We start from the raw sequence: 23,777 nt of genomic DNA, 5'->3' as shown, positions 1-23,777 counted from the left end.
CTGTCCGGCCGGGGTCCGGATCGGTCCGGATCCCTGTTCGCGGCGGGGTTGGAACCGGGCCGCCGGTCGGGAACCCGGCGCGGGAACCCGGCGGCAACCCTCCCGCCGCATGGTGACCGGGCCGCCCGGCCGGCGCACCGCCGTCGGCACGGCAATGCCCCCGTCGGATAACGGGGGCATTGCCATTTGCTGCAAAGACCCGCTACGGGTCTTTGATACCGCGTCCCCGGACGGGCCGGACTAGGAATTAGCCTTTTGGTAGGCTTCTTGAATTTCCGCTTGGATACGTCCGCGGCTGTTTACCGCATAGCCGTTGTCGCGTGCCCACTGACGGATCTGGGCCGAGTCCTGATTCCGTCCGCTGGAAATCTTGGTGCGCGTGGCTCGTCCGCTTGATGTCTTGCGTGCGTGTGTCACAAACCGGTCCACTGCGGAGCGCAGTTCCGATGCATTGCTCGACGACAGGTCTATTTCGTAGCTAACGCCGTCAAGGCCAAACCGGACAGTTTCGTCCGCGGATCCCCCATCCAGATCATCAACAAGGATGATTTTCACTTTCTGTGCCATTTAAGACTCTCTTTCCAAAAGGACGAGGGTTAGAAAAGAAGGATGTATCTGTAAAAAGTATCCTCCGCGGCACAGCGGGGAGTCAAAGCGAAAAACTCTGAAAGGAAAATCGCAGGGGGCAATAGGGGCTTATTACTTGTTTCCGGGAATTAAGCGCCAGCGGGGCCGGAATCCTGACCGTTCGCCCGGGCTTCGGCTTCCGCGTGGGCGCGGGCTTCTGCCTGCCGCTCCGATTTGTCGGCATTGAATATGGCTTTCATGGCGAACCAGAAAAGCAGGCCCACGACGATAGGGGGCAGCAGTACGGCGATGTAGTCCATGCTCAGTGTCCTTCGGGTTTCAGCAGGGGGAAGAGGATGGTTTCGCGGATGCCGGCGCCCGTGAAGAGCATGACAAGCCGGTCGATGCCCAGCCCGATTCCGCCCATCGGCGGTGCGCCGTACTCCAGCGCGCGGAGGAAGTCCTCATCCAGTTGCATGGCCTCGACGTCCCCTGCGGCGGAACGGCGGGACTGCTCGGTGAGGCGTTCGCGCTGGATCACCGGGTCGATGAGTTCGGAGAAGGCGGTGCCGCGCTCCATGCCTCCGATGATGAGGTCCCATGCTTCGATCAGCCGGCCGTCCTCACGGTGCGGCCGGGCCAGCGGTTGCGCGGAGGGCGGGTAGTCATAGACGAAGGTGGGGTTCAGCAGGGTCGGTTCCACAAGTTCGCCGAAGAGTTCGACGACGAGCTTCTCGGCTTCCCAGCCGGCGTCGACCTTGACCTCGTGCTTGGCCGCCAGTTCCAGGAGCTCGGCCACCGGGGTGTCCGGGGTGATTTCCTGGCCCACGAAGTCGGAGAGTCCCGGGTAGACCGCCAGCCACGCCCAGTCACCGTCGAGGTTGATCTCCCCCGCCTCGGTCTGCAGGACGCGGCCCACACCGGCGGCGTCGGCGGCGTCGAGGATGATCTCCTTGATCCGGTCCGCCATGACGAACTGGTCAGCCCACGCCTCGTAGGACTCCAGAGTGGTGAATTCAGGGCTGTGGGTTGAGTCCACACCCTCGTTGCGGAAGACCCGGCCCATGTCGTAGACGCGGTCGATCCCGCCCACCACTGTCCGCTTGAGGTAGAGCTCGGTGGCGATGCGCAGCGTCATCTTCTGGTCGAAGGCGTTCATGTGCGTTTCGAAGGGGCGGGCCGTGGCGCCCCCGTGCACCAGTTGCAGCATGGGGGTTTCGACCTCGACGTAGCCCTGGCGGTGCAGGGTTTCGCGGATGGAACGGGTGATCGCGGCGCGGGTGTACACCATTTCCCGGGCCTCGTCGCGGACAATGAGGTCGACGTAGCGCTGGCGGACGCGGGTTTCCTCGTTCAGCTCGGCGTGCAGCACGGGCAGCGGGCGCAGGGCCTTCGAAGCCATGGTCCAGGAGTCCGCCATGACGGACAGCTCGCCGCGGCGTGAGGAGATGACCTCGCCGGTGATGAAGACGTGATCGCCAAGGTCCACGAGGGACTTCCATTCCGCGAGCGCCTCCTCGCCGATGTTGGCAAGGCTCAGCATGACCTGCAGGCGCACGGCCTTGCCGTCCAGGCCGCCCTCCTGCAGGGTGGCGAAGCAGAGCTTGCCCGTGTTGCGGATGAAGACAATGCGGCCCGTCACGCCGACGACGTCGCCGGTGGTCTCGTCGGCCTGCAGGTGGGCGTATTTCTCACGGATCTCCGTGAGCGAATTCGTACGCCCGACACCCACCGGATACGCCTCGACGCCGCGTTCGATCAGCTTGGCGCGCTTCTCCATGCGGATGCGCGTCTGTTCGCTGGCGTCGTGCGGCTCGGCGGCGTTGTTCGGGGCAGGGGCGTTTTGGGAAGTCACAATGACCAAGTTTACCGGGGATTCCGCCGGGCCCCATCCCGCCCGGCTAAGGCCGCCGGGGAATAGACTCGGGGCTGTGGAGACGCGGACCATCAGCACCGACGACGGCGAGGGGCACCTTGAGCTGAACTCGTTCCGTCCGGCCGCCGGGCCGGCGCCGGCGGGCTCACTGCCCACGCCGGGCATCGTCGTCGTGCACGGCACCATGATCAACGCCGGGCTGTACCGCCCGTTCGCCGGGAACATCAGCCGCATGTTGGGCCGGCCCGTGCATTGCTACAACCGGCGCGGGCGCGCCGGCTCCTCCCCTCAACCGGCCGACTACTCGGCGGCCATGGAGGTCGCCGACCTGGCTGCGGTGATGCGGGAAACGGGATCGAGCGACGTGGTGGCGCACAGTTACGGCGGCTTCGTGGCCCTGCAGGCGGCACGGACGCTGCCGATCCGCAGGATGGTGACCTACGACGCGGCCGTGTCCCTCTCCGGGAACCTCACCCACCGCTGGCGGCCCGAGCTGGAGCGTTCGGTTGCTGCGGGGCAGCTCGATGACGCCTGGGCCCACCTGGTCCAGGGCATTGAGGTCGGCGGGCCCGTCGCCAAGCTCCCGCTGGGCGTGCTTCGGATGCTCAGCATCCTCTCCGCACGGACCACCATGGGCGCCGAGATGCGCAAGCTGCTGCCCACCGCCGTCGCGGAGATGCGGGCGGTGCTGGACGCCGACGCCGAACTGGCCGACTTTGCGGCGGTGACCACCCCGGTGCTGATGCTGAGCGGCAGCTGGAGCCCGGAGTACTTCACCGAAACGGGCCGGCAACTCGCAGCCGCCGTCCCTTCCATCGAGTTCGCCGTGTTGCCGGGCCAGCTCCACGAGAGTCCGCTCCGGCCCGGAATCCGGCTGCCGCGCGCGGTTGCGCGATTCCTCCTTGCCGGCGAGGGGACCCTGCGGCCGCTTCCGGTGCGCAGGCGCCGGCTCAAGCTGGGCCGCTGAGGGCCGCGCGCCCGTACAATCGGTGGGCGACCCTTTCGAAAGGACCCCCTTGGCCAAGCTCTATTTCCGCTACGGCGCCATGAATTCCGGCAAGTCCACGGGGCTGCTGCAGGCGGCGTTCAACTATGAGGAACGCGGGCAGCGGGTCCTGCTGGCGAAGCCGGACGTGGACACCAAGGGCGACTCCGACGTCGTGTCCCGGCTCGGCATGACCCGCTCGGTGGACTTCCTGATCCCCGCCGGAGGTCCGGTGCGGAAGATTTTCACCGCCCACGCCCACGGCGACGACCCCGACGCCCTGCTGCAGCACGTGGACTTTCCCCCGGTGGCGTGCCTGCTGGTGGATGAGGCCCAGTTCCTGGAACCTGACCAGGTGGATGACCTGTTCCGGATCGCGGTCCTGGACAACGTTCCCGTGCTGGCTTACGGAATCCGCACCGATTTCCGGACCCGCGCCTTCCCCGGTTCGCTGCGGCTGCTGGAGATTGCGCACACGCTCGAGGAGCTCAAGACCATCTGCCGGTGCGGACGGAAGGCAATCTTCAACACCCGCAGGATCGGGGACCAGGTGGTGTTCGACGGCGATCAGGTGGCGATCGACGGCCAGGACGTCTGGTACGAGTCGCTCTGCGGCTCCTGCTACCTTGAGGTCTCCGGCGCCCGGCTGGGCAACTAGCGCCGCGGCGGGCGGAGGGCCGCACCGCGCGTACTGCATGTCGGCGCAGCGGTTGTCCGCGTACTGGGGCGTGCTGCACTGGGTCGTACTGCACTGGGGCGCGTGCTCGGCTAGGCTCGGAGCATGACCCGCGAGAACATCAGAACCCCCGACGGCGGAACGATCGAGCTTTTCAGCACGGGCGCCGAGCTCGCCTCGGCGGGTTCGGGGATCGTCGTCGTACCGGCCTCGATGGTGACGGCAGCCGACTACACGCGTTTCGCGCAGAAGCTCAGCGCCGCACTGGGCCGGCCAGTGCACACCTTCAACCGGCGTGGCCGCGGCTCGTCCTCCCCGCAGCCGGAGGACTACACCCTGGACGTGGACATCCGCGACCTCGACGCGGTCATGAGGCAGACGTCCAGCACAGACGTCTTCGGCCACAGCTTCGGCGGCGCAGTGGCCCTGCATGCTGCCCGGACCTTGCCGGTGGAACGCCTGGCGGTGTACGACCCCGCCGTGTCCGTCAACCACAGTGTCACGGCGGAGTGGACCCCGGAGTACGAGCGGGCGACGGCGGTCGGCGACGACGACCGCGCCCTCGCCGTCCTGCTCAGGGGCCTGGAGACCGGCAGCGCCCTGTCCCGGATGCCGTTGTCCATGCTGACGCTGGCGAACAAGCTTTCGGCCGGAACCCCGATCGGCAAGCAGTTGCGCGACCTCATGCAGACCGGTGTCCGCGAGATCAAGGCGATCATCGCCGCGGACATGCCGGCGGAACCGTTCCTGGAACTGCCCCTGGAGACCCTGATCATCGTGGGCGAGAAGAGCCCGGCCTACTTCGGCGTGGCCTGCGCCCAGATACACGAGGTCCTGTCCGGGTCCAGCTACACGATCCTGCCGGGCATGGGCCACGACGGCGTCAACAAGGCCCCGGACAAGCTCATCGCCGAACTCAGCGCGTTCTACGCCGGCTGACCGCGCACTGCACCAAGCAGCGCCCTTGGTGCGGCCTAGTGCGCGGCGGGCTGTGCGGCGAGGTCCGGGGCGCCTGCGGTCTTGCGCATCAGAGCGGACAGGACGACGGCGGCGAGGGCTATGACGGCCGCCGTCAGGAACGCCGCGTGCATGCCGGCGACCATGCCCGAGGCGGCTGCCACGAAGGCGTAGATCGAGACCAGGAGCGCCGTGCCGGCGGCGCCGGCCACCTGCTGCAGCGTGCTCATGATGGCCGAGCCGTGAGAGTACAGGTGTGGCGGCAGCGGATTCAGCCCCGTCGTGAAGGCTGGGGTGAACAGGAGCGCCAAGCCCAGGCTCAGCGCCACGTGCAGGGCGATGATCCAGCCCACCGGTGACACGGCGTCCAGCATGGAGAACTGCCAGAGGGACAGCACCATCATCACCGAGCCCGTCACCGTCAGGGGCAGCGGACCGACCTTGTCGAAGACCCGGCCGATGAAGGGGCCCAGCAGGCCCATGGCGAGGCCGCCGGGAAGCAGGACGAGGCCGGTCTCGAGTGACTTCAGCCCGCGGACCTCCTGCAGGTACAGCGGCAGCAGGATCACCGCGCCGAAGAGGGCGATCATGGCCACGACCAGCAGCAGCACGGACACAGTGAACATCCGGAACGTAAAGGCGCGCAGATCCAGCAGCGGGCGGTCGCTCTTCTGCAGTTTCAGCTGGCGCAGGACGAACGCCGCCAGCGCCACCACGCCGATGGCAAGGGCCGCCAGGGCCGGGGTCCGGGAGCCTGCGCCGCCGCCGCCGATCTGGCTCAGGCCGTAGACCACGCCGCCGAAAGCCGGGACCGTGAGCACCACGGAAAGGCCATCCAGCCGGGTCTTCTCGGATTCGCCGATGTTGGTGAGGTACTTGGCCCCGATGGCGAGCGCGGCGAGGGCGATGGGCAGCACGAAGACGAACATGAACCGCCAGGAAAAGTTCTGCAGGATGAGGCCGGAGACCGTGGGCCCCAGTGCGGGCGCCACCGAAATGGCGATGCTGACGTTGCCCATGACGGCGCCGCGGCGTTCCAGCGGGACCAGCGTGAGGATCGTGGTCATGAGCAGCGGCAGCATGATGGCGGTGCCGCCGGCCTGGACGATGCGGGCCAGCAGCAGGACTGCGAAGCCGGGCGCGACGGCGGCCAGCAGCGTGCCGCCGGAGAACAGGCCCATGGCCAGCATAAACACGGCTCGGGTGGACAGCCGCTGCAGGATGAACCCGGTGGTCGGAATCACGACGGCCATGGTGAGCATGAAGCCGGTGGAGAGCCACTGCACGGTGGGCGCATCGATGTTCAGGTCCACCATCAGCCGCTGCAGGGCAACGTTCATGATGGTTTCGTTGAGGATCACGACGAACGTGGCCACCAGCAACGTGACGATGATGGTGACGGATTCGCGGGACATCTTCGCCGGCGCGGAAGGGGCCGCCGGCGTCGTCGTCCCAGGGACGGCCGGGACCGCGGGGGCCGCCAGGTCGGCATCAGGCGCGGGGGCGCCGGAGGCTTTGGAAGAGACGTCTGATGACATGGGAATATCCCTCAGGGAGTTTTGGGTGCGGATCCGGCAGAGCGTCGGCGCTGCTGCAGATTGCAACAGTCTAAGCCCCGGCCGCATTCCCGTCATTGGGAAACACCACAATTCTCCGAGTCAGCTACGGCCCGATCCTGGGCACCGAACGGGCGTGATGTGGCCCGCGTTGCTTATCAGGAGTTCAGCGGCGCGTTGTCGATGAGCCGGACCGGCCCGACCTTGGCGGCGATGATCGCCAGCCCCTCACCGCGGAACGGGGTGTCCTGGCAGTTCTCCGCGAGGGGTTCGAGGGTGCGCGGATCCACAACCTCGAAGTAGTCCAGTTCCACGAGCGGCTGGGACCGGACCAGGGCCTGCGCGGACTCGATGTCGAGGGGCTCGTGGGCGTTGGCGCGTTCCTCGACGAGCCGCAGGGCACGGGAGAGAACCAGGGCGGCCCCGCGCTCGTCCTCGGAGAGGAAGCGGTTGCGGCTGGAGAGCGCCAGGCCGTCGGCCGAACGGACAATGGGCACGGGCACGATCTCCACGGGGAAGTTCAGGTCCGCCACCATGCGCCGGACCAGCGCCAGCTGCTGCGCGTCCTTCTGGCCGAAGTAGGCGCGGTAGGCGGGCTGGCCCCCGCCGGGCAGCCCGGTTCCCGGGATTCCGTAGTGGAGCAGCTTCGCGACGACGGTCAGTGCGCCGTCGAAGTGTCCCGGCCGCGACGCCCCCTCCCATTTTTCGCCCAGGGGCCCCGCCGTGATCCGGATCAGGGGTTCCCCGCCGGGGTAAACCTCCTCGACGCCCGGCGCAAACGCCAGGTCCACGCCCTCGGCCTCGAGCAGGGCGAGGTCGGCCTCCAGCGTCCGGGGGTAGCGTTCCAGGTCGGCGGCCTCGCCGAACTGCAGTGGGTTGACGAAGATGCTGGCCACCACCACGTCGTTTTGGGCGACGGCGGTCCGGGCCAGCTGCGCGTGCCCGTCGTGCAGGGCGCCCATCGTGGGCACGAGTCCCTGGGACGTGCCCCCTTTCTGGGTCAGGAGCCGGGCGCTCGCGTCGCGGAGCTGGGCAGCTGTGGTGACGAGTTGAATTGCCATGTCAGGGTCCTTCCGGGGCGTGGGTCCCGTTCTGGTCCGGGCCGCCGAGCGCCTGTTCGATGCCGTCGAGTTGGTCCGGCTTCAGGAGGCCGCGGCTTCCTGCCCGGCGGGCCGTCGCCCGGGCCATGGCCAGGTACGCCTCAAGAATATCGCCGGCCGAGCCGCCGTCGTATTCGCGCAGCGCGCCGGCGTGGGCGGCCACCGTGCCGGCGTCTCCGCGGGCTACGGGTCCGGTCAGGGCCGACTCGCCGGAGGCGAGCGCATTCTCAAGGGTCGCGCGCAGTAGCGGCCCCAGCATCCGGTCCGGGGCGTCGACGCCGATGTCACGGAGCAGCTGCGAGGCCTGCGCCACGAGCGTGACCAGGTGATTCGAGCCGTGCGCGAGGGCCGCATGGTAGAGAACGCGGTCGGCCTCGGCGATGGCGACCGGTTCGGCACCCATTTCGACGACGAGTGCCTGGGCGATGGGCAGCATGGCGGCGTCGGCCGTGACGCCGAAGGTGCAGTCCAGGAGCCTTGTGAGGTCCAGGCTCATCCCGGTGAACGTCATGGCCGGGTGCAGCGCGAGCGGCACGGCACCGGCAGCGCGGACCGGGTGCAGGACCCCGACGCCGAAACGCCCGGAGGTGTGCGCCACCAGCTGGCCGGGCTGCCAGGCGCCGAGTTTCGCCAGCCCGTCCACGAGCGGGCCGAGGGCGTCATCCGGCACGGCGAGCAGCACCAGTTCGGCCCGCTCCACGATGTCCTGCACCTCCAGGATCGGGACGCCCGGCAGGAGCGCCTCGGCCCGTTCGCGGCTCGCGTCCGACACGGCGGACACTCCGATGACGGCGTGCTCCGCCCCGCGCAGCGCCGCCCCAAGGACGGCGCCCACCTTTCCTGCGCCGATGATTCCGATGCCGAGGCGTCCTGGTTTAGCCATGGTGCGGGCCTTCCTGAGTGTTTTTTGCCGGTGTTTGCGCAGGCCCGGCCGCCGGATCCATCCAGTGCTCGTTCTTTTGGCGCTTGCGCGCAGCTCGCGCCCGGGCGGACTGGGCCTCCAGCAGGGTCCGGGCCTCATCGAGTCCGGCCTGGATAAGCCGCGGAGAGACCGGTCCGGCGGTGGTGTGCAGGATCAGGTCAGCCACCCGGAACCTGCGGGCGAGCGGGCCCTGCTGGAGCGCCATGGACTGGGTGCGCTGGTGTGGCACCACGACGAGGTTCCGCCACCAGCGGCCGGACCGCAGGAGCAGCGCTGTCTGCGTTGCGGTGAAGCCGTTCCGCCGCCACCCCAGCGGCGCCAGGAACCGGGCCCGGCGCGGGGTGGTGACGAAGCCGCCGTCGTCATCCTGCCTGTCGGCACTGCCGGAGCTGCCGGTTCCCGGCGCTCCGGCGGCTGGCGCGAGACCCGCGATGCCGGCCGTGAAGATCTTTCCCGGCTCCGGGGTTCCGGGATCCGGGATGACGAGGGAGAGGACCTCCAGCACTTCGGTGAGGGATCCCACCGGCAGCAGCGTGGTCCGGGCCGTCCCTTCGCCCGCGCTTCCGGCCACGCCATACCCTGCCACGTTGACCTGGACCCGATACCAGCCGAACAGCCGCCACAGCGGCGGCTGGCTGATCTTCACCGCCTGGATCCGGCCCGGCGGCAGTGTCTGGGCACGGGTGTCCAGCAGCCCGTAGCGCAGCCGCAGGCCGTCCGGGGAATCAGCGGCGGTGAAGTTGTAGCCGTGGTTGAACGAGTTCCAGTAGGCGGCGACGAGTCCGATCGCGGCAGGAATCAGGAAGACCGTGAAGCTCCGGTTTTCGGTGATGGCGGAGAGCATCACCGAGGCGATGCCGCCGGCCACGATAGCGACGCTCTGCTCGCTCAGGAGCAGCGAGCCCAGCAGCCGCGACGGCGGCACGGTCAGTACGGTCCGTTCCGGGGCCTCCGCGGCGCCGGCTTCCCGCTGCCCGGGCTCAACGGCCGGCGACGGCAGCAGCGACGACCCGACTGCGCCGGAGGCGCTGGCGAGAATTGTCGCGCGGAGCTGCCGGGCCTCGTCGGCGCGCAGGTAGGAAAGGTGCACGGCGGATTCGCCGGCATCGGCGACTTCAAACCTCAGTTCCGCCAGCCCGAAGATCCGGGCCAGAAACGGCTGCACGACGTCGATGGCCTGCACCCGGTCCAGTCTGGCCTGCCGTTGCTGCTTGAAGAGGAAGCCGGTGTTGACCCGCACGTACCCCTCCGCCACCTGATACCTGGTGAAGTACCAGCTCAGGACAAAGCCGATGACGGTCAGCAGCAACAGTGTGCCGCCGCCGAGCAGGAGCCACGGCGCCCGCCCTGCGAAGCTCTCATCGAAGACCGGGCCGCCCTGGAGCAGCCGTTCGAATGTGTCGCGGCCAAAAAAGAACAACAGCGCTGCCAAGGCCACCCAGCCGCGGACGAAGGGAGAGGCCGGGTGCACGCGCAGCCAGTCGGCGTCCCCCGCCCCGGTCCCCTCCGGAGTCAGCGCCATCACCTCACAGCCATCCCGTCACAGCCCGGCCAGCCGGGCCTCGCCGCGGGCGGCCAGCTGTTCGCGGAGCCGGGCGCCTTCGCTGGCGGGCAGGCCGGGGATTTCGGCGCTGGTCCCGGTGGAGGCGGTGTGCAGCTTCAGGGTGCACAGGCCCAGGGGACGTTCGACGGGTCCCACTGCGATGTCGACATACTGCATCCGCCCGTACGGGACCACGAGGGTGCGCTGGTAAAAGATGCCCCGCCGGATCAGGAGGTCGTCTTCACGCTCGGCGTAGCCGATGGAGCGCACCTGCCGGGGAATCAGCGCGAGCCGCCACAGCGCCAGAAGCAGCCACACGGCGGGAACGGCAACGGCCAGCCAGAGCGGCGGCCACCTCCACGTACCGCTCAGGACCAGGACGAGGGGAAGTGACAACAGGGCCACCGCGACCAGGGTTCCCAGCGCCCACGCGGCCAGGCGCACGGTGACGTACTTCGGTGACACCCTGACCCAGTCGATGCCGGGGGGATCAATCGCCTCGGTAGGCATATTCGCCTTCCGCCGGAGGCTTGCTGCGCTTACCCTGCACCCCGTGTCCGGATCCGGCGTCGCCGTCCTCGGGCGGGATCCGGCAGAACCGCTCGACGACGAGCCCCACGACCACCATAAGGAGCCCGCCTCCGGCCATCGCCACGGCCTCCCAGGTGATGTCGTGGTTGCTGCGCAGGTTCCACAGCCGCAACTGTTCGATGATGATTCCCGCGTGCCAGCCCAGCAGGACGGCGCCGGTGTAGGCGCAGGCCTGGGCCAGGACCAGGGTCCACGCCGCGAGGATGGGGTTGAGGATTTTGGTTTTCTTGCCGCTGCGCCACCGGAGCACGCGGATGCCCAGCACAAGGGTCAGCACCACGATCACGCCCATGGTCAGCAGTCCCGTCAGCGGCAGCACGGGGGTCGCCAGGCTATAGCGACCGGCCAGCACAGTGGCGATCCAGCCGACTGCAGCCATGACGACGGCGATCACCAGCAGGAGCAGGGGGTTGGTCAGCTTCACGGCCGCTCCACTGTACCGGCTGCACCGGAGGCGGCCGCGGCGGCGGCTGCTGCGTCCCTGGCCGCGAGGATGCCGAAGCCGTCGAACGGCGCGAGGTCCGCGAAATCGCCTGCCTTGGCCGCGAGGTCGCCCACGCGTTCGCCGCCCAGCTGCGCCGCGGGATCGATCAGTGACCACGGATAGAGCACGAACGCCCGTTCCGCGGCGCGGGGGTGCGGCAGCGTGAGCTCGGGGTCGGAGCTCACCACGTCCCCGTAGGTGATGATGTCCACGTCCAGGGTCCGCGGCCCCCACCGGACGTCGCGGACACGCAGATGTTTCTGTTCCACGGCGTGGCAATGGTGCAACAGTTCGAGCGGGGACAGGGACGTCTCGACGGCGATCACCATGTTGAGGAAGTCCGGCTGGCCAGGCGGGCCTCCCACTGCCTTGGCCTGCACGATCGGCGAGATGGCCAGAAGGCGCACCGCCGGCGGGTCGACGAGGTCTGCGACGGCGGCGGACAGCGTGTCGTTGCGCTCCCCCAGGTTGCTGCCGAGCGCGATCACGGCGCGGGTGAAGAGCGGGCTCATGCCCGTCTCCGGTGCACGCTGACTGAGACGTCGCTGAACTCGACCTCGATCGGGGCTTTGGGCTTGTGCACGGTGATGTCGACGGCCGCCAGCGGGAATTTATGCAGCACGTCCTCGGCGATCCGCACTGCCAGGGCCTCGATGAGGTTCAGCGGTTCGCCGGTGATCCAGCCGCGGATGCAGTCGGCGACTTCGCCGTAGTGCGCGGTGTCCACGACGTCGTCGGAGGCTGCGGCCTTGCTGAAATCAAGGTGCAGCACGGCGTCAACCACGAAGGGCTGTCCGTCGCGGCGCTCGAAGTCGAACACTCCGTGATGGCCGACGGCGGTGACGCCGCTCAGCGTGATCTGGTCCATGACGCCGCCCGGATCAGTTGGTGCCGGCGTCGGCCGGGGCTGCCGGCGCGGGGGGTGCCATGCGTGCGGCGACCTTGACGGCGTCGAGGCTGGGGCCGACGTCGTGCACCCGCACCGCCCAGGCGCCGCGGAAAGCGCTGATGGCGGTCACTGCGGCAGTCGCGGCGTCGCGTTCCACCGGCTGCGCCGCTTTGCCGGCGACGGTCAGGAGGCTGCCGAGGAAGCGCTTGCGCGAACCGGCCACGAGGACCTTGTGCCCCATGCCCTGCAGGACGTCCAACCGCTGCAGCAGTTCCCAGTTCTGCGCCTCGTTTTTAGCGAAGCCCAGTCCCGGGTCCACGATGATCTGCTCCGGCGTGACGCCGGCGGCGTAGAGCTTGTCCCGGACGCCGGTGAGTTCCGTGACGACGTCCCGGGCGACGTCGTGGTAGTCCGTCAGGGTGTTCATTGTGCTGGCGTCGCCCCGGCGGTGCGTCAGGATGTAAGGCGCCTTGGTGCGGGCGGCCAGTTCGGCCATTTCCGGTTCCATGCTCAGGCCCGAAACGTCGTTGATGATCGCGGCGCCGGCGTTGAGCGCGGCAGCCGCCGTCGCGGCGTGGGTGGTATCGATGCTGACGAGGGCGCCGGCTTTGACCAGGGCCTCGATGACCGGCAGGACGCGGCGCTGTTCCTCGTCAACACCGACCGCCGTCGCTCCCGGTCGGGTGGATTCGCCGCCAACGTCGATGATGTCCGCTCCCGCGTAGAACATGCGCAGGCCCGCGGCGATCGCGGTGTCCGCCGTCGCGTAGTCGCCGCCGTCGCTGAAGGAATCGGGGGTGACGTTGAGGATTCCCATCACGAGTGTCCGGTCTGTGGGCAGGTCCTGGAACGTCGCCGCCGGGCGCGGTTTGCGCAGGATAGGGAGGGGCGAGGTTGCGGGGCCGGTCCCCGGGGCCGCGGCGAGGGAGTCCATAGTCTGTGTTTTTTACCTTCCGATTATGAGGCTCATGGCCTCGGCGCGGGTGGCCGGGTCGTGCAGTTGCCCGCGCACTGCGCTGGTGACGGTCTTGGCGCCGGGCTTGCGGATGCCACGCATGGACATGCACAGGTGTTCGCATTCGACGACGACGATCGCGCCGCGCGGTTGGAGGTGGGCGACGAGGGCCTCGACGATCTGGGTGGTCAGGCGTTCCTGGACCTGCGGGCGCCGGGCGAACATGTCCACCACGCGGGCGAGCTTGCTCAGACCGGTGACCCTGCCGTCGTGCGAGGGGATGTAACCGACGTGGGCCACGCCGTGGAACGGCACCAGATGGTGCTCGCAGGTGGAGTAGAACGGGATGTCTTTGACCAGCACGAGTTCCTCGTGGTCGAGGTCGAACGTGGTGGCCAGGATCTCGGCGGGGTCGTGGTGCAGGCCTGCAAACATTTCCCCGTAGGCCTTGGCCACCCGCTTGGGCGTGTCCAGGAGCCCGCTGCGGTCCGGGTCCTCGCCGATGGCCAGCAGGATTTCCCGGACGGCCGCCTCGATCCGGGGGCGGTCCACCCTGGTGCTTGAATGGTGGGTGTGTCCGCCCTCCAGCGGGGCGGCAGCGGGGGCGGGAACGTCGTCGTCGAAGTTAGAAGTCACTGAAGAAGCCTAGCCGGGATGACCGTCGGACCCGATATCCGCTGCACCGCCCTGGAACGGCTCCTGCCCGCCGACGCCCTGGAACGGCTCCTGCGCGCCGACGCCCTGGGCGTGCGGCGGCTGGGCGTCCAGCGGCTCTTCGAGCCGGGCGTGGGTGGCTTCCTCCTGCGCTTCACGCTCGGCCTTTTCGCGGCGCGACTCTACCGGACCGGCGGCCTGGACGGGGCGGGTCTCCTTGGACAGCCACACTTCGCGGAAGTCGCGCTTGCGGATGCCGGAGAAGATGCTCGCGATTTCGGCCTGGTTCAGCGTTTCGCGTTCCAGCAGTTCCAGTGCCAGCTCGTCCAGGACATCCCGGTTCTCCGTGAGGATGGCGTAGGCCTCGTCGTGGGCGCCGTCGATCAGGCGGCGTACCTCCTCGTCGACGATGTAGGCGATCTGGTCCGAGTAGTTGCGCTCGTGGCCGGCGTCGCGGCCCAGGAACGGCTCGCCGCCGCCCTGGCCGAGGCGCACGGACCCGACCCGTTCGCTCATGCCGAATTCGGTGACCATTTTCCGGGCGATCCCGGTGGCCTTCTCAATGTCGTTGGACGCGCCGGTGGACGGGTCGTGGAACACGAGTTCCTCGGCGACGCGGCCGCCCATGGCGTAGGCCATCTGGTCGAGCAGCTCGTTGCGGGTGACGGAGTACTTGTCGTTTTCCGGGACCACCATGGTGTATCCGAGGGCCCGGCCGCGGGGCAGGATGGTGATCTTGGTGACCGGGGCGGAGTTCCGCAGGGCCGCCGCCACCAGGGCGTGGCCGCCCTCGTGGTAGGCGGTGACCTTGCGCTCGTGTTCCTTCATGACCCGGCTGCGCTTTTGCGGTCCGGCCATGACGCGGTCGATCGCCTCGTCGAGCGCGCGGTCATCGATCAGGTTGGCGTTGGAGCGCGCTGTCAGCAGCGCGGCTTCGTTCAGGACGTTGGCGAGGTCGGCGCCCGTGTAGCCCGGGGTCTTCTTGGCGACGGCCTTGAGGTCCACCCCGGTTGCCATCGGCTTGCCCTTGGCGTGCACCTGCAGGATCTGGTCACGGCCGATCAGGTCGGGCGCTTCCACCGAGATCTGCCGGTCGAAGCGGCCCGGACGCAGCAGTGCGGGGTCCAGGACGTCGGGGCGGTTCGTGGCGGCGATGAGGATGACGTTGGTCTTGACGTCGAAGCCGTCCATTTCAACCAGCAGCTGGTTGAGGGTCTGCTCGCGCTCGTCGTTGCCGCCGCCGATCCCGGCGCCGCGGTGCCGGCCGACGGCGTCGATCTCATCGACGAAGATGATGGCCGGCGCGTTGGACTTGGCCTGTTCGAAGAGGTCGCGGACGCGGGAGGCGCCCACACCGACGAACATTTCCACGAAGTCGGAGCCGGAGATGGAGAAGAAGGGCACCCCGGCCTCGCCGGCGACGGCGCGGGCCAGGAGGGTCTTGCCGGTCCCCGGAGGACCGTAGAGCAGCACGCCCTTGGGGATCTTCGCTCCGACTGCCTGGAACTTGGCCGGTTCCTGCAGGAATTCCTTGATTTCCTCGAGTTCCTCCACGGCCTCGTCGGAGCCGGCGACGTCGCTGAAGGTCACCTGCGGCATGTCCTTGTTGACGAGCTTGGCCTTGGACTTGCCGAACTGCATCACCTTGGACCCGCCGCCCTGCATCCGGGAGAGCAGGAACCAGAACAGCACGCCGAGCAGCAGCACGGGCACCAGCAGGGAGAACAACCCGGAGAACCAGTTGTTTTCGATGGGCTGGTCGGTGAAACCGCCCGACGGTTTGGCGTCGGTGACTGCCTTGACAACGTCCTGGGCGCGGGCGTTGACGAAGTAGAACTGGACGTTCTTGCCCTTGTCCTGCCCGTCGACCTGCAGGTTGTCCTTCAGGACCAGATCCACCCGGTTCTCGGCGTCGAAAATCTTCGCCTGTTCGACCTTGCCGGCGGACGTCAGCAGTTCAAGGCCCTTGTCGGTGTCGATCCGGCTCGCGCCGCCCGGCGCCAGGGTGGCAAAGGCCAGCAGCAGCATGGCCACCACAACGACAATCCAGATGCCCGGGCCCTTGAAGAAACTCTTAGCTTTCATCTGATCGGGGCTGGCCCCGTCCCTCCTGGTAGTGCTGCACGGCGACCGTTCTGCGCGCGTGTGGTGCTGCGTCAGGTTCTAGCTATACACCGTCGCACTAACTCACGCACGGCGAAGGGCAAAAGTTCCCTGTGGGCGTAGCGGGACAGGGCGTAGCGGGACAGGGCGTCCCGCTCTCCCGTTGCCGGGCCGGCGGGCGCCTCCGGAGGGACGGCCTACTCGTAAACGTGCGGTGCCAGGGTGCCGACGAAGTCCAGGTTGCGGTACTTTTCGGCGTAGTCGAGGCCGTAGCCGACGACGAACTCATTGGGGATGTCATAGCCCACATACTTGACGTCGATCTTGACCTTCGCGGCCGTCGGCTTGCGGAAGGCCGTGCAGATTTCCACCGATGCCGTGCCGCGGGATTCCAAGTTGGTCTTGAGCCAGGAAAGCGTGAGGCCGGAATCGATGATGTCCTCGACGATCAGGACGTCCTTGCCCATGAGGTCGGTGTCGAGGTCCTTCAGGATGCGGACCACCCCGGAGGACTGGGTGCCGGAGCCGTAGGAAGAGACCGCCATCCAGTCCATCGAGACGTGGCTGTGCAGGGCGCGGGCGAGGTCGGCCATGACCATGACGGCGCCCTTGAGCACGCCGACGATCAGGAGGTCGCGGCCCTCATAATCCTTGTCGATCTGCGCCGCGAGTTCGGTGATCCGTTGCTGGATCTGTTCCTTGGTGTAGAGAACGTGCTTGAGGTCTGCCTGGACGTCGTTTGAATCCACCAATGGCTCCTGTGTAGATGCGGGTGCGACTATTTTCGGGGCGGCTGTTGAGGCCGGAATACAAGCTTCCCACAGCGGGCGGCTTCGCGGGGAACGCCGGCGGCTGACGGCTTCTCCGCCGTCAGCTGCGAGAGCGACAGGCGGTAGACGCTCACCGCGCCGGGAAGCTCCACCGGGCCGGCCGATCCCTCTCGGCGCAGCAGCGCTTCCGCCGCGAGAAGGCGCTGGTAGCTGGGCTGTTGACCGCCGACGGCGGCGGCGGCCTTGGCAATCACGCGGAACCTCAGGGCCGGGGCAAGGTCCCGCAACGCGGCCTCCGGAAGGCTGATCCCCTCTCCCGCGCGCTCCCGCAGCCGGTCAAAGGCGTCGCTCGCCAGGTCTTCCAGGTAATCGGCGTCGAGCTGAAGGATCGCTGCAGTGCGGGCGAGCGATTCGGCAACGCCGGGGCCGAGCTTTTCCTCCAGCAGGGGCAGCACTTCAACCCGGGTCCGGGAGCGTGCGAAGGCGGGATCGGTGTTGGACGGGTCATGCCAGGGATCCAGGTCCTCCACCCGGCAGATCTCCAGGGTATCCGCGCGCCGCAACCCCAGGAAGGGGCGCAGGAACCGCCCCCGCGATGGCCGCATCCCGGCGAGAGACCTGGTGCCTGAACCGCGCGCCAGGCCTAGCAGCACTTGTTCGGCTTGGTCATCGAGGGTGTGGCCTAGCAGGATCACGGCTGCGTCGGCCTCGTCCGCGGCAGCTTCCAGGGCCGCGTGGCGGGCATCCCGGGCGGCCGCCTCCGGGCCGCTTCCGGTGGCGGCCACGTCAACGGTCCTGATCCGGACGGGAGAGAGTCCAAGGTCCTCGAGGGCACCGGCGGTGCGTGCGGCGACCGCGGCCGAGCCCGGCTGGAGCTGATGGTCCACCACTACGGCGCCGACGGAGACGGGGCGGCCGTCCACATGTCCCCGGCGCGCGAAATAGGCGGCGACGGCAGCGAGGGCCATCGAATCCGGGCCTCCGCTGCAGGCAACAAGGACGCGCTCCGGGTAGCCGGCCCCGGCAAGGGCATCCTGGAGCATTTTCCGCGCGGTGCCGACGACGGGCGCCAGGCGGCCAGGCCGGCGTCGCCCGGCGGAGACCGACGCTGTACCGGCGGCGGGATGACGGACGGGCATGGCAGCTAGAGGCCCATCCGGTCGAGCCAGAGCTTGGAGTCGTGGATCTCGGCTTCGGTGGGCAGGTGGCCGGCCGACTCCCAGACCCGGTTGAAGCCGTCCATGCCGGCCGCGGCCACCACTTCCCGGACGAACTTGGCGCCGTCGCTGTACTGGCGCATCTTGGCGTCGAGGCCGAGCAGGTTGCGGATGAACTTTTCGATCATGCCGCGGTCCTTGCCGCGGGCATTGAAGCGCTGCCGGATGGTCTTGACCGAGGGGACAATGCTGGCGTCCACGGCGTCCATGACCACGTTCGCGTGGCCCTCGAGGAGGCTCATGAGGGCCGTCAGGCGGGACAGGGCCGCCTTTTCCTCCGGGCTCTGGAGCAGGTCCAGGATGGCGCCGCGGCCCGGGGCCGCGCCGGGGGCCGCGCGGTCCTTCAGCGACTTGGCCGCGGCAGAGGCCCGTTCCAGGAGGGAATCGACGTTGCCCAGCAACTGGCCGCTGAGGTTTTCAATCTCGTCCAGCATGTGGTGCCGCAGCCAGGGGGCGGCGGCGAACTGCACACGGTGGGTCTGCTCGTGAAGGCAGACCCAAAGGCGGAAGTCCGCGGGGTCGACGTTCAGTTCGCGCTCCACCGAGATGATGTTCGGCGCCACGAGCAGCAGGCGGCCGCCAGCGGGGGCTGCGGAAGTGTCCGCCAGCGCGGAGAAGGGGTCGTACTGGCCCAGGACTTTGCTGGAAAGGAAGGCCAGGATGGCGCCGAGCTGGCTGCCCGTGATGGCTCCGCTGACGCTGGCGGCGCCGGGGGCGAGGGACGGGCGGCCCTCAAGCATCTTTTCCATGGCTGGCCTGAGCATGACGGCGAAGCTCTGCGTGTTGGCCTTGGCCCAGGAGGCCCGGTCCACCACCAGGACGTCGGAGTCGCGAAGGTCGCGGGCGGCGTCGAGTCCGGTGATGTGGTGGACGTGCTGCACGGAACGGTCGGCCATGAGCCGCAGGTTCTCGACGGCAGCACTGATCTCCGCCGCGCCCAGGACGGGGCCGGGGGGCGTCAGCCGGGCGGCCGTGGACGCCGCAAGCTCCCAGTTGATCAGGCCCTGGGCCCGGGCCGGTGTCCCGTTGGAAGGCCGGGTCGGTGTCTGGCGTGGCGGCTGGCTTGATGTCTGGCTCGCAGAGGACTCCATGGGTTCCATCAGATCACAGAGCTCCGACAATCCGCCTTAATTTTCGCTGACCGGCGAACCGGCGGGCGCAGCCCCTAGCGGCAGCCGCAGCGGGCCAGGACGGAAGCAGACCGGTCCAGAGCGGCCTTGTTCGCGGCGCCCGGCCTCAGCCCGTTGCCGACGAAGGAAAAGACCAGCAGCCGGCCGTCGGCGTCGACGACATAACCGCTGAGGGCAACGACCGTGTTCAGCGTGCCCGTCTTGGCGCGCACCAGCCCGGCGCCGGCCGCCGTAGCCGCGTCCATGTACCGCTCCCCCAGCGTGCCGGTGAGCCCGGCGACTGGGAAGCCGGCCAGGGCTGCCCGCAGCCGGGTGTCGGTCCCCGAAGTCATGGCCCGGACCACCGCCGTGAGTTGCCGGACCGAGACCCGGTTGGCCGCGGCCAGGCCGGAGACGTCCGCGGCCCGGAGCCCCTCAGTGTCAACGCCCATCCCCCGAACCTGCTGCAAGACGGCGGCAATGGCATCATCGTTGGTCGCCGGGCGGCCGGAGCCCAGGGCCGTCATCCTGCCCATTATCTCGGCGAGGTAGTTGTCCGAACTCTGCAGCATAAGATCCAGTTGCTGCCTTACCGGGGCGGACCGGACCTCGGCCAGCACTTTCGCGTGCGCGCTCTGCGCCGCGGCCCCCGGCTTCACGCGGGCGACGCCGGGCGCCACGGAGAGCCCGGATGCCTTCGCGGCCGCCGTGAGCCGGACCGCGAAGGCATTGGCGGCAGTCATGGCCGCATCCTGCGGGCGGGGCCCGGTGGTCTTCGCGGGATCGAACCTGGCCGAATTCAGCGCCAGCGGGTACAGCGGGGCCATCTCGCCGGCGGCCACGTCCTCGGGGCTCCACGCCTGGCTGAGCGGCGCCCCGCTGAAGACGGAGTCGTCCAGCAGGACGCTTACAGTGCCGGTGGCGCCGTCGTTCTTGAGGGCACGGACGGTGGCCTGGGCCAGCGTGGCGAGCCCGGCACGGCCCAGAACGGCCCCGGGATCGGATTCGCCAGCGCTCAGGAGCACGTCTCCCCCGCCGGTCAGGACCACCGAGCCGGCCGTGGGACCGGCCACTACCCGGGTGCTGAACTCGTGGTCCGGGCCCAAGACCCGCAAAGCGGCGCTGGCTGTAAGGAGTTTCATGTTCGACGCCGGCACCCGGGCCTCGTCGGCCGCCCGGTCAAACAGCACCCGGCCGGTGGCGGCGTCCTGGACGATTCCCGTGAAGGTTCCGCCGCCGTCGGGCTTGAGGGTCTCGTTAAGCTGGGCCGCCAGGACGGGGCCGGCAGGAACGGCGGCGGCAGCGCTGAGGGGTCCGATGCCGTCCGTTCCGCCGGGCGCGCTCAGTGTGGTGGGCGCTTGCTGCCAGGGCGGGGCGGCCGGCGAGGCGTCCGAGCGCCGGTCCGGGGCAAGGAAGGCTGGGGCGATCGCGATGCCGGCCGGCAGGGCAACAGCCACCACCAGGAGGGTCTGGAGCAACAGCGCGGGGATTCCCCGAAGCCTGCCGGGCACGGGGCCGCTGCCGGCGGGGCCGGTTCTCGGTTTCATGCTGCTGCTGTTTCCTATAGTCGTGGTGTCGTTGCCGTGGAGCCATGATGGAGGTCCGGCACAGTCCTGCAGGGGCCCTCGTCGGAGTCTTCGTATTCAGTCCTGAAATACCGCGCTGGTTCCTTAAACCAGCGTTTCTCCCTATATCCTCAATAGTAGTCGGCGGCACCGACAGCCTTTTCGCGCGTGCCGCGCACCCCTGAATTCGTCAAGGAGCATTCCATGAAGCATGACGTGACCATCGAGATCCCCAAGGGATCGCGCGTCAAGTACGAAGTTGACCACGAGACCGGCCGCGTCCGTCTGGACCGTGTCCTGTTCACGTCGATGCAGTACCCCACCCACTACGGTTTCTTCGACAACACCCTGGGCGAGGACGGGGATCCGCTGGATGCTCTGGTACTCCTGCAGGACTTCGACCTGTACCCCGGCGTGATCGTCGAGTCCCGCCCGATCGGCGTCTTCAACATGACCGACGACGGCGGCGGTGACGCCAAGATTCTCTGCGTCCCCACCGATGCCCGGTTCGACCACATCAAGGAGATCAGCGACGTCAGCGAGTTCCTGATCAAGGAAATCGAGCACTTCTTCACCCGCTACAAGGACCTGGAGCCGGGCAAGTGGGTCAAGGCCGAGGGCTGGGGCGACCGCGCCGCCGCCGAAGCCGAGCTGGAGGCATCCATCAAGCGCTACGTTCCGGCAGCCGGACACTAATCGCGCTGACGACTGCTCTTCAACGCGGGGTCACTTCCCGCCCATCCGGACCACGGAATTGGGCGGGAAGTGACCCCGCGTTTTTTCGATCCGGAAAAGCCAGCCGATGAGAACCCTTGGAGTGGATCTCGCCGCGGCCGCGAAGAAGACGGCGGCGGCCGTCATCGAATGGGCCGGCGGCGGCGCACGCCTGGCGCACCTGTCCCTGGACGTGGGCGACGATGAGATCGTCCGGCTCTTCGCCGGCTGCGATATGACGGGGATCGACTGCCCGCTGGGCTGGCCTGACGCCTTTCTTCCCTTCCTTGCCGGGCACCTGGCGTCCGACGCCGTGCCGGTGCTCGGTCACGACGGGATCGAGGGCCGCCGGCTGCTCGCCTACCGGGACACCGACCGCTTCGTCACGGGCAGGACCGGGCTCATTCCGCTCAGCGTTTCGGCCGACCGCCTGGCCCACCCGGCCATGAGGTGCGCGGTGATCCAAGCCAAGATCGCCCGGGACGTTGGACCGCAGCCCCGGGACGGCTCCGGCGGCCTCGCCGAGGTATATCCGGCAGCATCCCTGAAACTTTGGGGAATCCACGCCCGCGGCTACAAGGGCCGGGGGGACCCGGAAGCTGCCCAGCTGGCCACGGCCCTGGCCGGCCTTACCCGGAAGGCGCCGTGGCTGGACCTGGCCGGGTACGGGGCCGACCTTGCGGCGTCCGATGACATGTTTGACGCTGTGATCGCCTCCCTGACGGCCCGGGCCGTACGTCTGGGGCAGACGCTGCGACCGGGCGCCGGTGATGCCGCGGCCGCGCTGACTGAGGGCTGGATCCACCTTCCCTCCGGTCAGCTGTCCGGGCTTACGGCCGCGTAACCGCCACTGTTACTCCCTCGCGTCGCGGCAGCCCTTGGCAACTTGCCGCGCAACGGCCACCGGGTAGTGTGTGATCCAGTATGTTCACGCTGACCATCAATCAAACCGACAGCCGGCGCGACGGCGACCGCGTGCCGCAGCTCCTCAAGGACCTGCGGCACATTCCGGCGCGCCTTGATTTCGACCGGTCCGTGGAGGACGAGGTCCAGGGCATCGTGGATTGCCCGCATCAGGTGGTGGAGGCGGCGATGATCGCCCTGCGCAGCGGCAGCTGGTATGTGGGCATCGGAGTAGGTCCGGTGAATGAACCCCTGCCGAACCAGATCAAGGACGCCTCCGGCCACGGGCTCATCTACGCCCGGCGTGCCGTGGACCGTCTCCGGAACGGCAAGGACCGCGTCCGGGTGGCCGTGGAGGGCCCGCTGACGGATCTCGCGGCCGAGGCGGAAGCGGTCCTGAGGCTCCTGGGCCACATCGTGCGCGACCGCAGCCAGGCGGAGTGGCGGGTGCTGGATCTGCTTACTCCCGGAGTCCGGGGCCAGCAGAAGGCCGTAGCCGAGGAACTCGGGATCACCACGCAGGCCGTCAGCAAGGCCGTGGCCCGGTCCCAGTGGAATGAAGAGCACGCCGCGCGTCCCGCGGCGGCCCGTCTCCTGGGCCTCATCCTCGAGGTCCGCTAGCCGACGCCGTCCTGGTTCCGCCCCGCGGGGTTCCCACTTTCCGGTGTGACCGCCCGGGGCTAGAGGAGGCTGCGGAGCACGTAGGCGGCGCCGTCGTCGTACACCGACTTCGTCACCTCATCGGCGGCGGCTATCACTTCCACCGGGGCCTGGCCCATGGCCACGCCCCGGCGCGCCCAGGTCAGCATCTCGATGTCGTTGCGGCCGTCCCCGATGGCGACCGTCCGCGGGGCTTCGATGCCGAGCCGGTCCCGAAGTTGCTCCAGCGCACTGGCCTTCGTGACGCCGGCGGCGGCAATGTCCAGCCACGCCGTCCACCCCACCGAATAGGTCACGCCGGCGAGCCCGACATGGCGGATCGCGGCATGGAATTCCTCGGGGGTGTTCTCCGAACTGAAGACCACCACGCGTACGGCCGTTGCCTCCAGCATCGTCTGGAAGTCGACGCCGATCGCTTCGACACCGAAGCTGGCGTCCTGGAAGCGTTCGGTGGACAGGAAGTTGAAGTCCTCGTCCTCGAGGGCGTACTTGGCGGAGGGCAGCCGCTTGCGCAGGGCGCGCAGGGCCGGACCCGGGTCGAAGGTTGCCTTGTGGATGATTTCGTAGCCGTCCGGCAGGCCGGAGTCGACGCGCAGGATCACGCCGCCGTTCGAGCACACGGCGTAGCCATTGTCGATCCCGATGTGCTCGATCACGGGCAGCGTGGCATTGAGGGAGCGGCCTGTGGCGATCGTGACGTGGTGGCCGGCGGCCACGACTGCCTGTGCCGCCTCGCGGACCGCCGCCGACATGTGGCCGTCGTGGTCCACGAGGGTGCCGTCGACGTCCAGGGCAACCATCAACTTGTCGCGGGCGCCGTTCTGGCGGGCGTCGTTCTGGCCGGCGTCGTTCTGATCTGTAGTGCGCCGGTCATCGTTGCCGGCGACTGGGGATCCAGTCATTGTTGTCATCTCCCAAGTAGAGCAGACACCCCCGGCACCCGCTAGGACTCACGCCACAGCACGGCGTGAATTTGCGGTA

General features: G+C 68.6%; 25 protein-coding genes. 6 read left to right on the top strand and 19 right to left on the bottom strand.

What is annotated here, in order from left to right; all coding sequences use genetic code 11:
- Positions 1–240: 240 nt before the first annotated feature.
- From ACFVVK_RS11725 to lysS, 3 genes are all read right to left on the bottom strand, one after another.
- On the bottom strand, positions 241–567 hold the full coding sequence (locus ACFVVK_RS11725) for an Lsr2 family protein (protein ID WP_028276918.1): 327 nt from the start codon (positions 565–567) through the stop codon (positions 241–243).
- A 149-nt stretch (positions 568–716) separates the two neighbouring features.
- Entirely contained in the window at positions 717–887 is a 171-nt protein-coding gene (locus ACFVVK_RS11720; RefSeq protein ID WP_390266624.1) for a hypothetical protein, read from the bottom strand.
- Between the two features lie 2 nt (positions 888–889).
- Positions 890–2,422 carry a lysine--tRNA ligase gene (lysS, locus tag ACFVVK_RS11715; RefSeq protein WP_390266622.1) on the bottom strand — a complete coding sequence of 511 codons (1,533 nt, stop codon included), beginning with the start codon at positions 2,420–2,422 and terminating at the stop codon, positions 890–892.
- A 76-nt stretch (positions 2,423–2,498) separates the two neighbouring features.
- Here lysS and ACFVVK_RS11710 point away from each other — a divergent pair, with 76 nt between their 5' ends.
- The 3 genes from ACFVVK_RS11710 to ACFVVK_RS11700 all read left to right on the top strand — a co-directional run bounded on the left by ACFVVK_RS11710 (position 2,499) and on the right by ACFVVK_RS11700 (position 5,043).
- Positions 2,499–3,410, top strand: coding sequence for an alpha/beta fold hydrolase (locus tag ACFVVK_RS11710; protein WP_390266620.1), 912 nt, complete (start codon positions 2,499–2,501; stop codon positions 3,408–3,410).
- A gap of 49 nt (positions 3,411–3,459) precedes the next feature.
- Entirely contained in the window at positions 3,460–4,086 is a 627-nt protein-coding gene (locus ACFVVK_RS11705; RefSeq protein ID WP_390266618.1) for a thymidine kinase, read from the top strand.
- Between the two features lie 123 nt (positions 4,087–4,209).
- Positions 4,210–5,043 carry an alpha/beta fold hydrolase gene (locus tag ACFVVK_RS11700; protein ID WP_390266616.1) on the top strand — a complete coding sequence of 278 codons (834 nt, stop codon included), beginning with the start codon at positions 4,210–4,212 and terminating at the stop codon, positions 5,041–5,043.
- Positions 5,044–5,078: 35 nt separating this feature from the next.
- Here the strand turns inward: ACFVVK_RS11700 and ACFVVK_RS11695 are convergent, their stop codons facing one another.
- From ACFVVK_RS11695 to dacB, 15 genes are all read right to left on the bottom strand, one after another.
- The gene (locus tag ACFVVK_RS11695; RefSeq protein ID WP_390266614.1) at positions 5,079–6,599 is read right to left on the bottom strand and encodes a DHA2 family efflux MFS transporter permease subunit; all 1,521 of its coding nucleotides are present in this window, start codon (positions 6,597–6,599) and stop codon (positions 5,079–5,081) included.
- Positions 6,600–6,775: 176 nt separating this feature from the next.
- Positions 6,776–7,678, bottom strand: coding sequence for a pantoate--beta-alanine ligase (panC, locus tag ACFVVK_RS11690; protein WP_390266612.1), 903 nt, complete (start codon positions 7,676–7,678; stop codon positions 6,776–6,778).
- Position 7,679: 1 nt separating this feature from the next.
- On the bottom strand, positions 7,680–8,600 hold the full coding sequence (locus ACFVVK_RS11685; protein ID WP_390266610.1) for a Rossmann-like and DUF2520 domain-containing protein: 921 nt from the start codon (positions 8,598–8,600) through the stop codon (positions 7,680–7,682).
- Entirely contained in the window at positions 8,593–10,161 is a 1,569-nt protein-coding gene (locus ACFVVK_RS11680; RefSeq protein WP_390266839.1) for a PH domain-containing protein, read from the bottom strand. Before ACFVVK_RS11680 ends, ACFVVK_RS11685 begins: the two co-directional genes overlap by 8 nt.
- Before the next feature lie 18 nt (positions 10,162–10,179).
- Entirely contained in the window at positions 10,180–10,692 is a 513-nt protein-coding gene (locus tag ACFVVK_RS11675) for a PH domain-containing protein (protein WP_390266608.1), read from the bottom strand.
- A complete protein-coding gene (locus ACFVVK_RS11670; protein ID WP_390266606.1) occupies positions 10,673–11,197 on the bottom strand; it encodes a DUF3180 domain-containing protein in 525 nt (174 codons plus the stop codon). The genes ACFVVK_RS11675 and ACFVVK_RS11670 overlap by 20 nt, the downstream gene beginning before the upstream one ends.
- Positions 11,194–11,769: a 2-amino-4-hydroxy-6-hydroxymethyldihydropteridine diphosphokinase gene (gene folK, locus ACFVVK_RS11665; RefSeq protein WP_390266604.1), complete on the bottom strand. Its 576-nt coding sequence runs from the start codon at positions 11,767–11,769 to the stop codon at positions 11,194–11,196. The genes ACFVVK_RS11670 and folK overlap by 4 nt, the downstream gene beginning before the upstream one ends.
- Complete coding sequence (gene folB / locus ACFVVK_RS11660; RefSeq protein ID WP_390266602.1) at positions 11,766–12,125, bottom strand: dihydroneopterin aldolase; 360 nt, start codon at positions 12,123–12,125, stop codon at positions 11,766–11,768. Before folB ends, folK begins: the two co-directional genes overlap by 4 nt.
- Positions 12,126–12,138: 13 nt before the next feature.
- Positions 12,139–13,080 carry a dihydropteroate synthase gene (gene folP, locus ACFVVK_RS11655; RefSeq protein WP_390266600.1) on the bottom strand — a complete coding sequence of 314 codons (942 nt, stop codon included), beginning with the start codon at positions 13,078–13,080 and terminating at the stop codon, positions 12,139–12,141.
- A gap of 12 nt (positions 13,081–13,092) precedes the next feature.
- Positions 13,093–13,737: a GTP cyclohydrolase I FolE gene (folE, locus tag ACFVVK_RS11650; RefSeq protein ID WP_390266598.1), complete on the bottom strand. Its 645-nt coding sequence runs from the start codon at positions 13,735–13,737 to the stop codon at positions 13,093–13,095.
- A gap of 9 nt (positions 13,738–13,746) precedes the next feature.
- A complete protein-coding gene (gene ftsH / locus ACFVVK_RS11645; protein ID WP_390266596.1) occupies positions 13,747–15,840 on the bottom strand; it encodes an ATP-dependent zinc metalloprotease FtsH in 2,094 nt (697 codons plus the stop codon).
- Between the two features lie 215 nt (positions 15,841–16,055).
- Positions 16,056–16,607 (bottom strand): hypoxanthine phosphoribosyltransferase, encoded by a 552-nt coding sequence (gene hpt, locus ACFVVK_RS11640; protein ID WP_091255514.1) that lies wholly within the window; start codon positions 16,605–16,607, stop codon positions 16,056–16,058.
- Positions 16,608–16,636: 29 nt separating this feature from the next.
- Positions 16,637–17,671, bottom strand: coding sequence for a tRNA lysidine(34) synthetase TilS (gene tilS / locus ACFVVK_RS11635; protein ID WP_390266836.1), 1,035 nt, complete (start codon positions 17,669–17,671; stop codon positions 16,637–16,639).
- A 101-nt stretch (positions 17,672–17,772) separates the two neighbouring features.
- Positions 17,773–18,936 (bottom strand): zinc-dependent metalloprotease, encoded by a 1,164-nt coding sequence (locus ACFVVK_RS11630; RefSeq protein ID WP_390266594.1) that lies wholly within the window; start codon positions 18,934–18,936, stop codon positions 17,773–17,775.
- Between the two features lie 74 nt (positions 18,937–19,010).
- Positions 19,011–20,501: a D-alanyl-D-alanine carboxypeptidase/D-alanyl-D-alanine-endopeptidase gene (gene dacB, locus ACFVVK_RS11625; protein WP_390266592.1), complete on the bottom strand. Its 1,491-nt coding sequence runs from the start codon at positions 20,499–20,501 to the stop codon at positions 19,011–19,013.
- Between the two features lie 222 nt (positions 20,502–20,723).
- On the opposite strand from dacB, the gene ACFVVK_RS11620 reads away from it, so the two are divergent.
- From ACFVVK_RS11620 to ACFVVK_RS11610, 3 genes are all read left to right on the top strand, one after another.
- Entirely contained in the window at positions 20,724–21,215 is a 492-nt protein-coding gene (locus ACFVVK_RS11620; protein ID WP_390266590.1) for an inorganic diphosphatase, read from the top strand.
- 106 nt (positions 21,216–21,321) lie between these two features.
- The gene (locus ACFVVK_RS11615; protein WP_390266588.1) at positions 21,322–22,077 is read left to right on the top strand and encodes a DUF429 domain-containing protein; all 756 of its coding nucleotides are present in this window, start codon (positions 21,322–21,324) and stop codon (positions 22,075–22,077) included.
- 80 nt (positions 22,078–22,157) lie between these two features.
- Positions 22,158–22,757, top strand: a complete 600-nt coding sequence (locus tag ACFVVK_RS11610) for a hypothetical protein (protein ID WP_390266586.1) — start codon at positions 22,158–22,160, stop codon at positions 22,755–22,757.
- Positions 22,758–22,816: 59 nt separating this feature from the next.
- Here ACFVVK_RS11610 and ACFVVK_RS11605 read toward each other — a convergent pair whose 3' ends face one another.
- Positions 22,817–23,707 carry an HAD family hydrolase gene (locus ACFVVK_RS11605; RefSeq protein ID WP_390266584.1) on the bottom strand — a complete coding sequence of 297 codons (891 nt, stop codon included), beginning with the start codon at positions 23,705–23,707 and terminating at the stop codon, positions 22,817–22,819.
- Positions 23,708–23,777 lie beyond the last annotated feature (70 nt).

It is taken from the genome of Arthrobacter sp. NPDC058192 (genome assembly GCF_042883665.1).
Classification (GTDB): domain Bacteria; phylum Actinomycetota; class Actinomycetes; order Actinomycetales; family Micrococcaceae; genus Arthrobacter.
The sequence above is the reverse complement of the archived record's forward strand: the minus strand, read 5'-3'. Positions and strand labels throughout refer to the sequence as shown.

Excerpts from the sequence above, each read along its gene's own strand:
- ACFVVK_RS11725 (WP_028276918.1), bottom strand. The coding sequence starts at position 567 with ATGGCACAGAAAGTGAAAATCATCCTTGTTGATGATCTGGATGGGGGA.
- ACFVVK_RS11720 (WP_390266624.1), bottom strand. The coding sequence starts at position 887 with ATGGACTACATCGCCGTACTGCTGCCCCCTATCGTCGTGGGCCTGCTT.
- ACFVVK_RS11700 (WP_390266616.1), top strand. The coding sequence starts at position 4,210 with ATGACCCGCGAGAACATCAGAACCCCCGACGGCGGAACGATCGAGCTT.
- ACFVVK_RS11695 (WP_390266614.1), bottom strand. The coding sequence starts at position 6,599 with ATGTCATCAGACGTCTCTTCCAAAGCCTCCGGCGCCCCCGCGCCTGAT.
- panC (WP_390266612.1), bottom strand. The coding sequence starts at position 7,678 with ATGGCAATTCAACTCGTCACCACAGCTGCCCAGCTCCGCGACGCGAGC.
- ACFVVK_RS11685 (WP_390266610.1), bottom strand. The coding sequence starts at position 8,600 with ATGGCTAAACCAGGACGCCTCGGCATCGGAATCATCGGCGCAGGAAAG.
- ACFVVK_RS11680 (WP_390266839.1), bottom strand. The coding sequence starts at position 10,161 with ATGGCGCTGACTCCGGAGGGGACCGGGGCGGGGGACGCCGACTGGCTG.
- ACFVVK_RS11675 (WP_390266608.1), bottom strand. The coding sequence starts at position 10,692 with ATGCCTACCGAGGCGATTGATCCCCCCGGCATCGACTGGGTCAGGGTG.
- folK (WP_390266604.1), bottom strand. The coding sequence starts at position 11,769 with ATGAGCCCGCTCTTCACCCGCGCCGTGATCGCGCTCGGCAGCAACCTG.
- folB (WP_390266602.1), bottom strand. The coding sequence starts at position 12,125 with ATGGACCAGATCACGCTGAGCGGCGTCACCGCCGTCGGCCATCACGGA.
- folP (WP_390266600.1), bottom strand. The coding sequence starts at position 13,080 with ATGGACTCCCTCGCCGCGGCCCCGGGGACCGGCCCCGCAACCTCGCCC.
- ftsH (WP_390266596.1), bottom strand. The coding sequence starts at position 15,840 with ATGAAAGCTAAGAGTTTCTTCAAGGGCCCGGGCATCTGGATTGTCGTT.
- tilS (WP_390266836.1), bottom strand. The coding sequence starts at position 17,671 with ATGCTCCAGGATGCCCTTGCCGGGGCCGGCTACCCGGAGCGCGTCCTT.
- ACFVVK_RS11630 (WP_390266594.1), bottom strand. The coding sequence starts at position 18,936 with ATGGAGTCCTCTGCGAGCCAGACATCAAGCCAGCCGCCACGCCAGACA.
- dacB (WP_390266592.1), bottom strand. The coding sequence starts at position 20,501 with ATGAAACCGAGAACCGGCCCCGCCGGCAGCGGCCCCGTGCCCGGCAGG.
- ACFVVK_RS11620 (WP_390266590.1), top strand. The coding sequence starts at position 20,724 with ATGAAGCATGACGTGACCATCGAGATCCCCAAGGGATCGCGCGTCAAG.
- ACFVVK_RS11615 (WP_390266588.1), top strand. The coding sequence starts at position 21,322 with ATGAGAACCCTTGGAGTGGATCTCGCCGCGGCCGCGAAGAAGACGGCG.
- ACFVVK_RS11610 (WP_390266586.1), top strand. The coding sequence starts at position 22,158 with ATGTTCACGCTGACCATCAATCAAACCGACAGCCGGCGCGACGGCGAC.
- ACFVVK_RS11605 (WP_390266584.1), bottom strand. The coding sequence starts at position 23,707 with ATGACAACAATGACTGGATCCCCAGTCGCCGGCAACGATGACCGGCGC.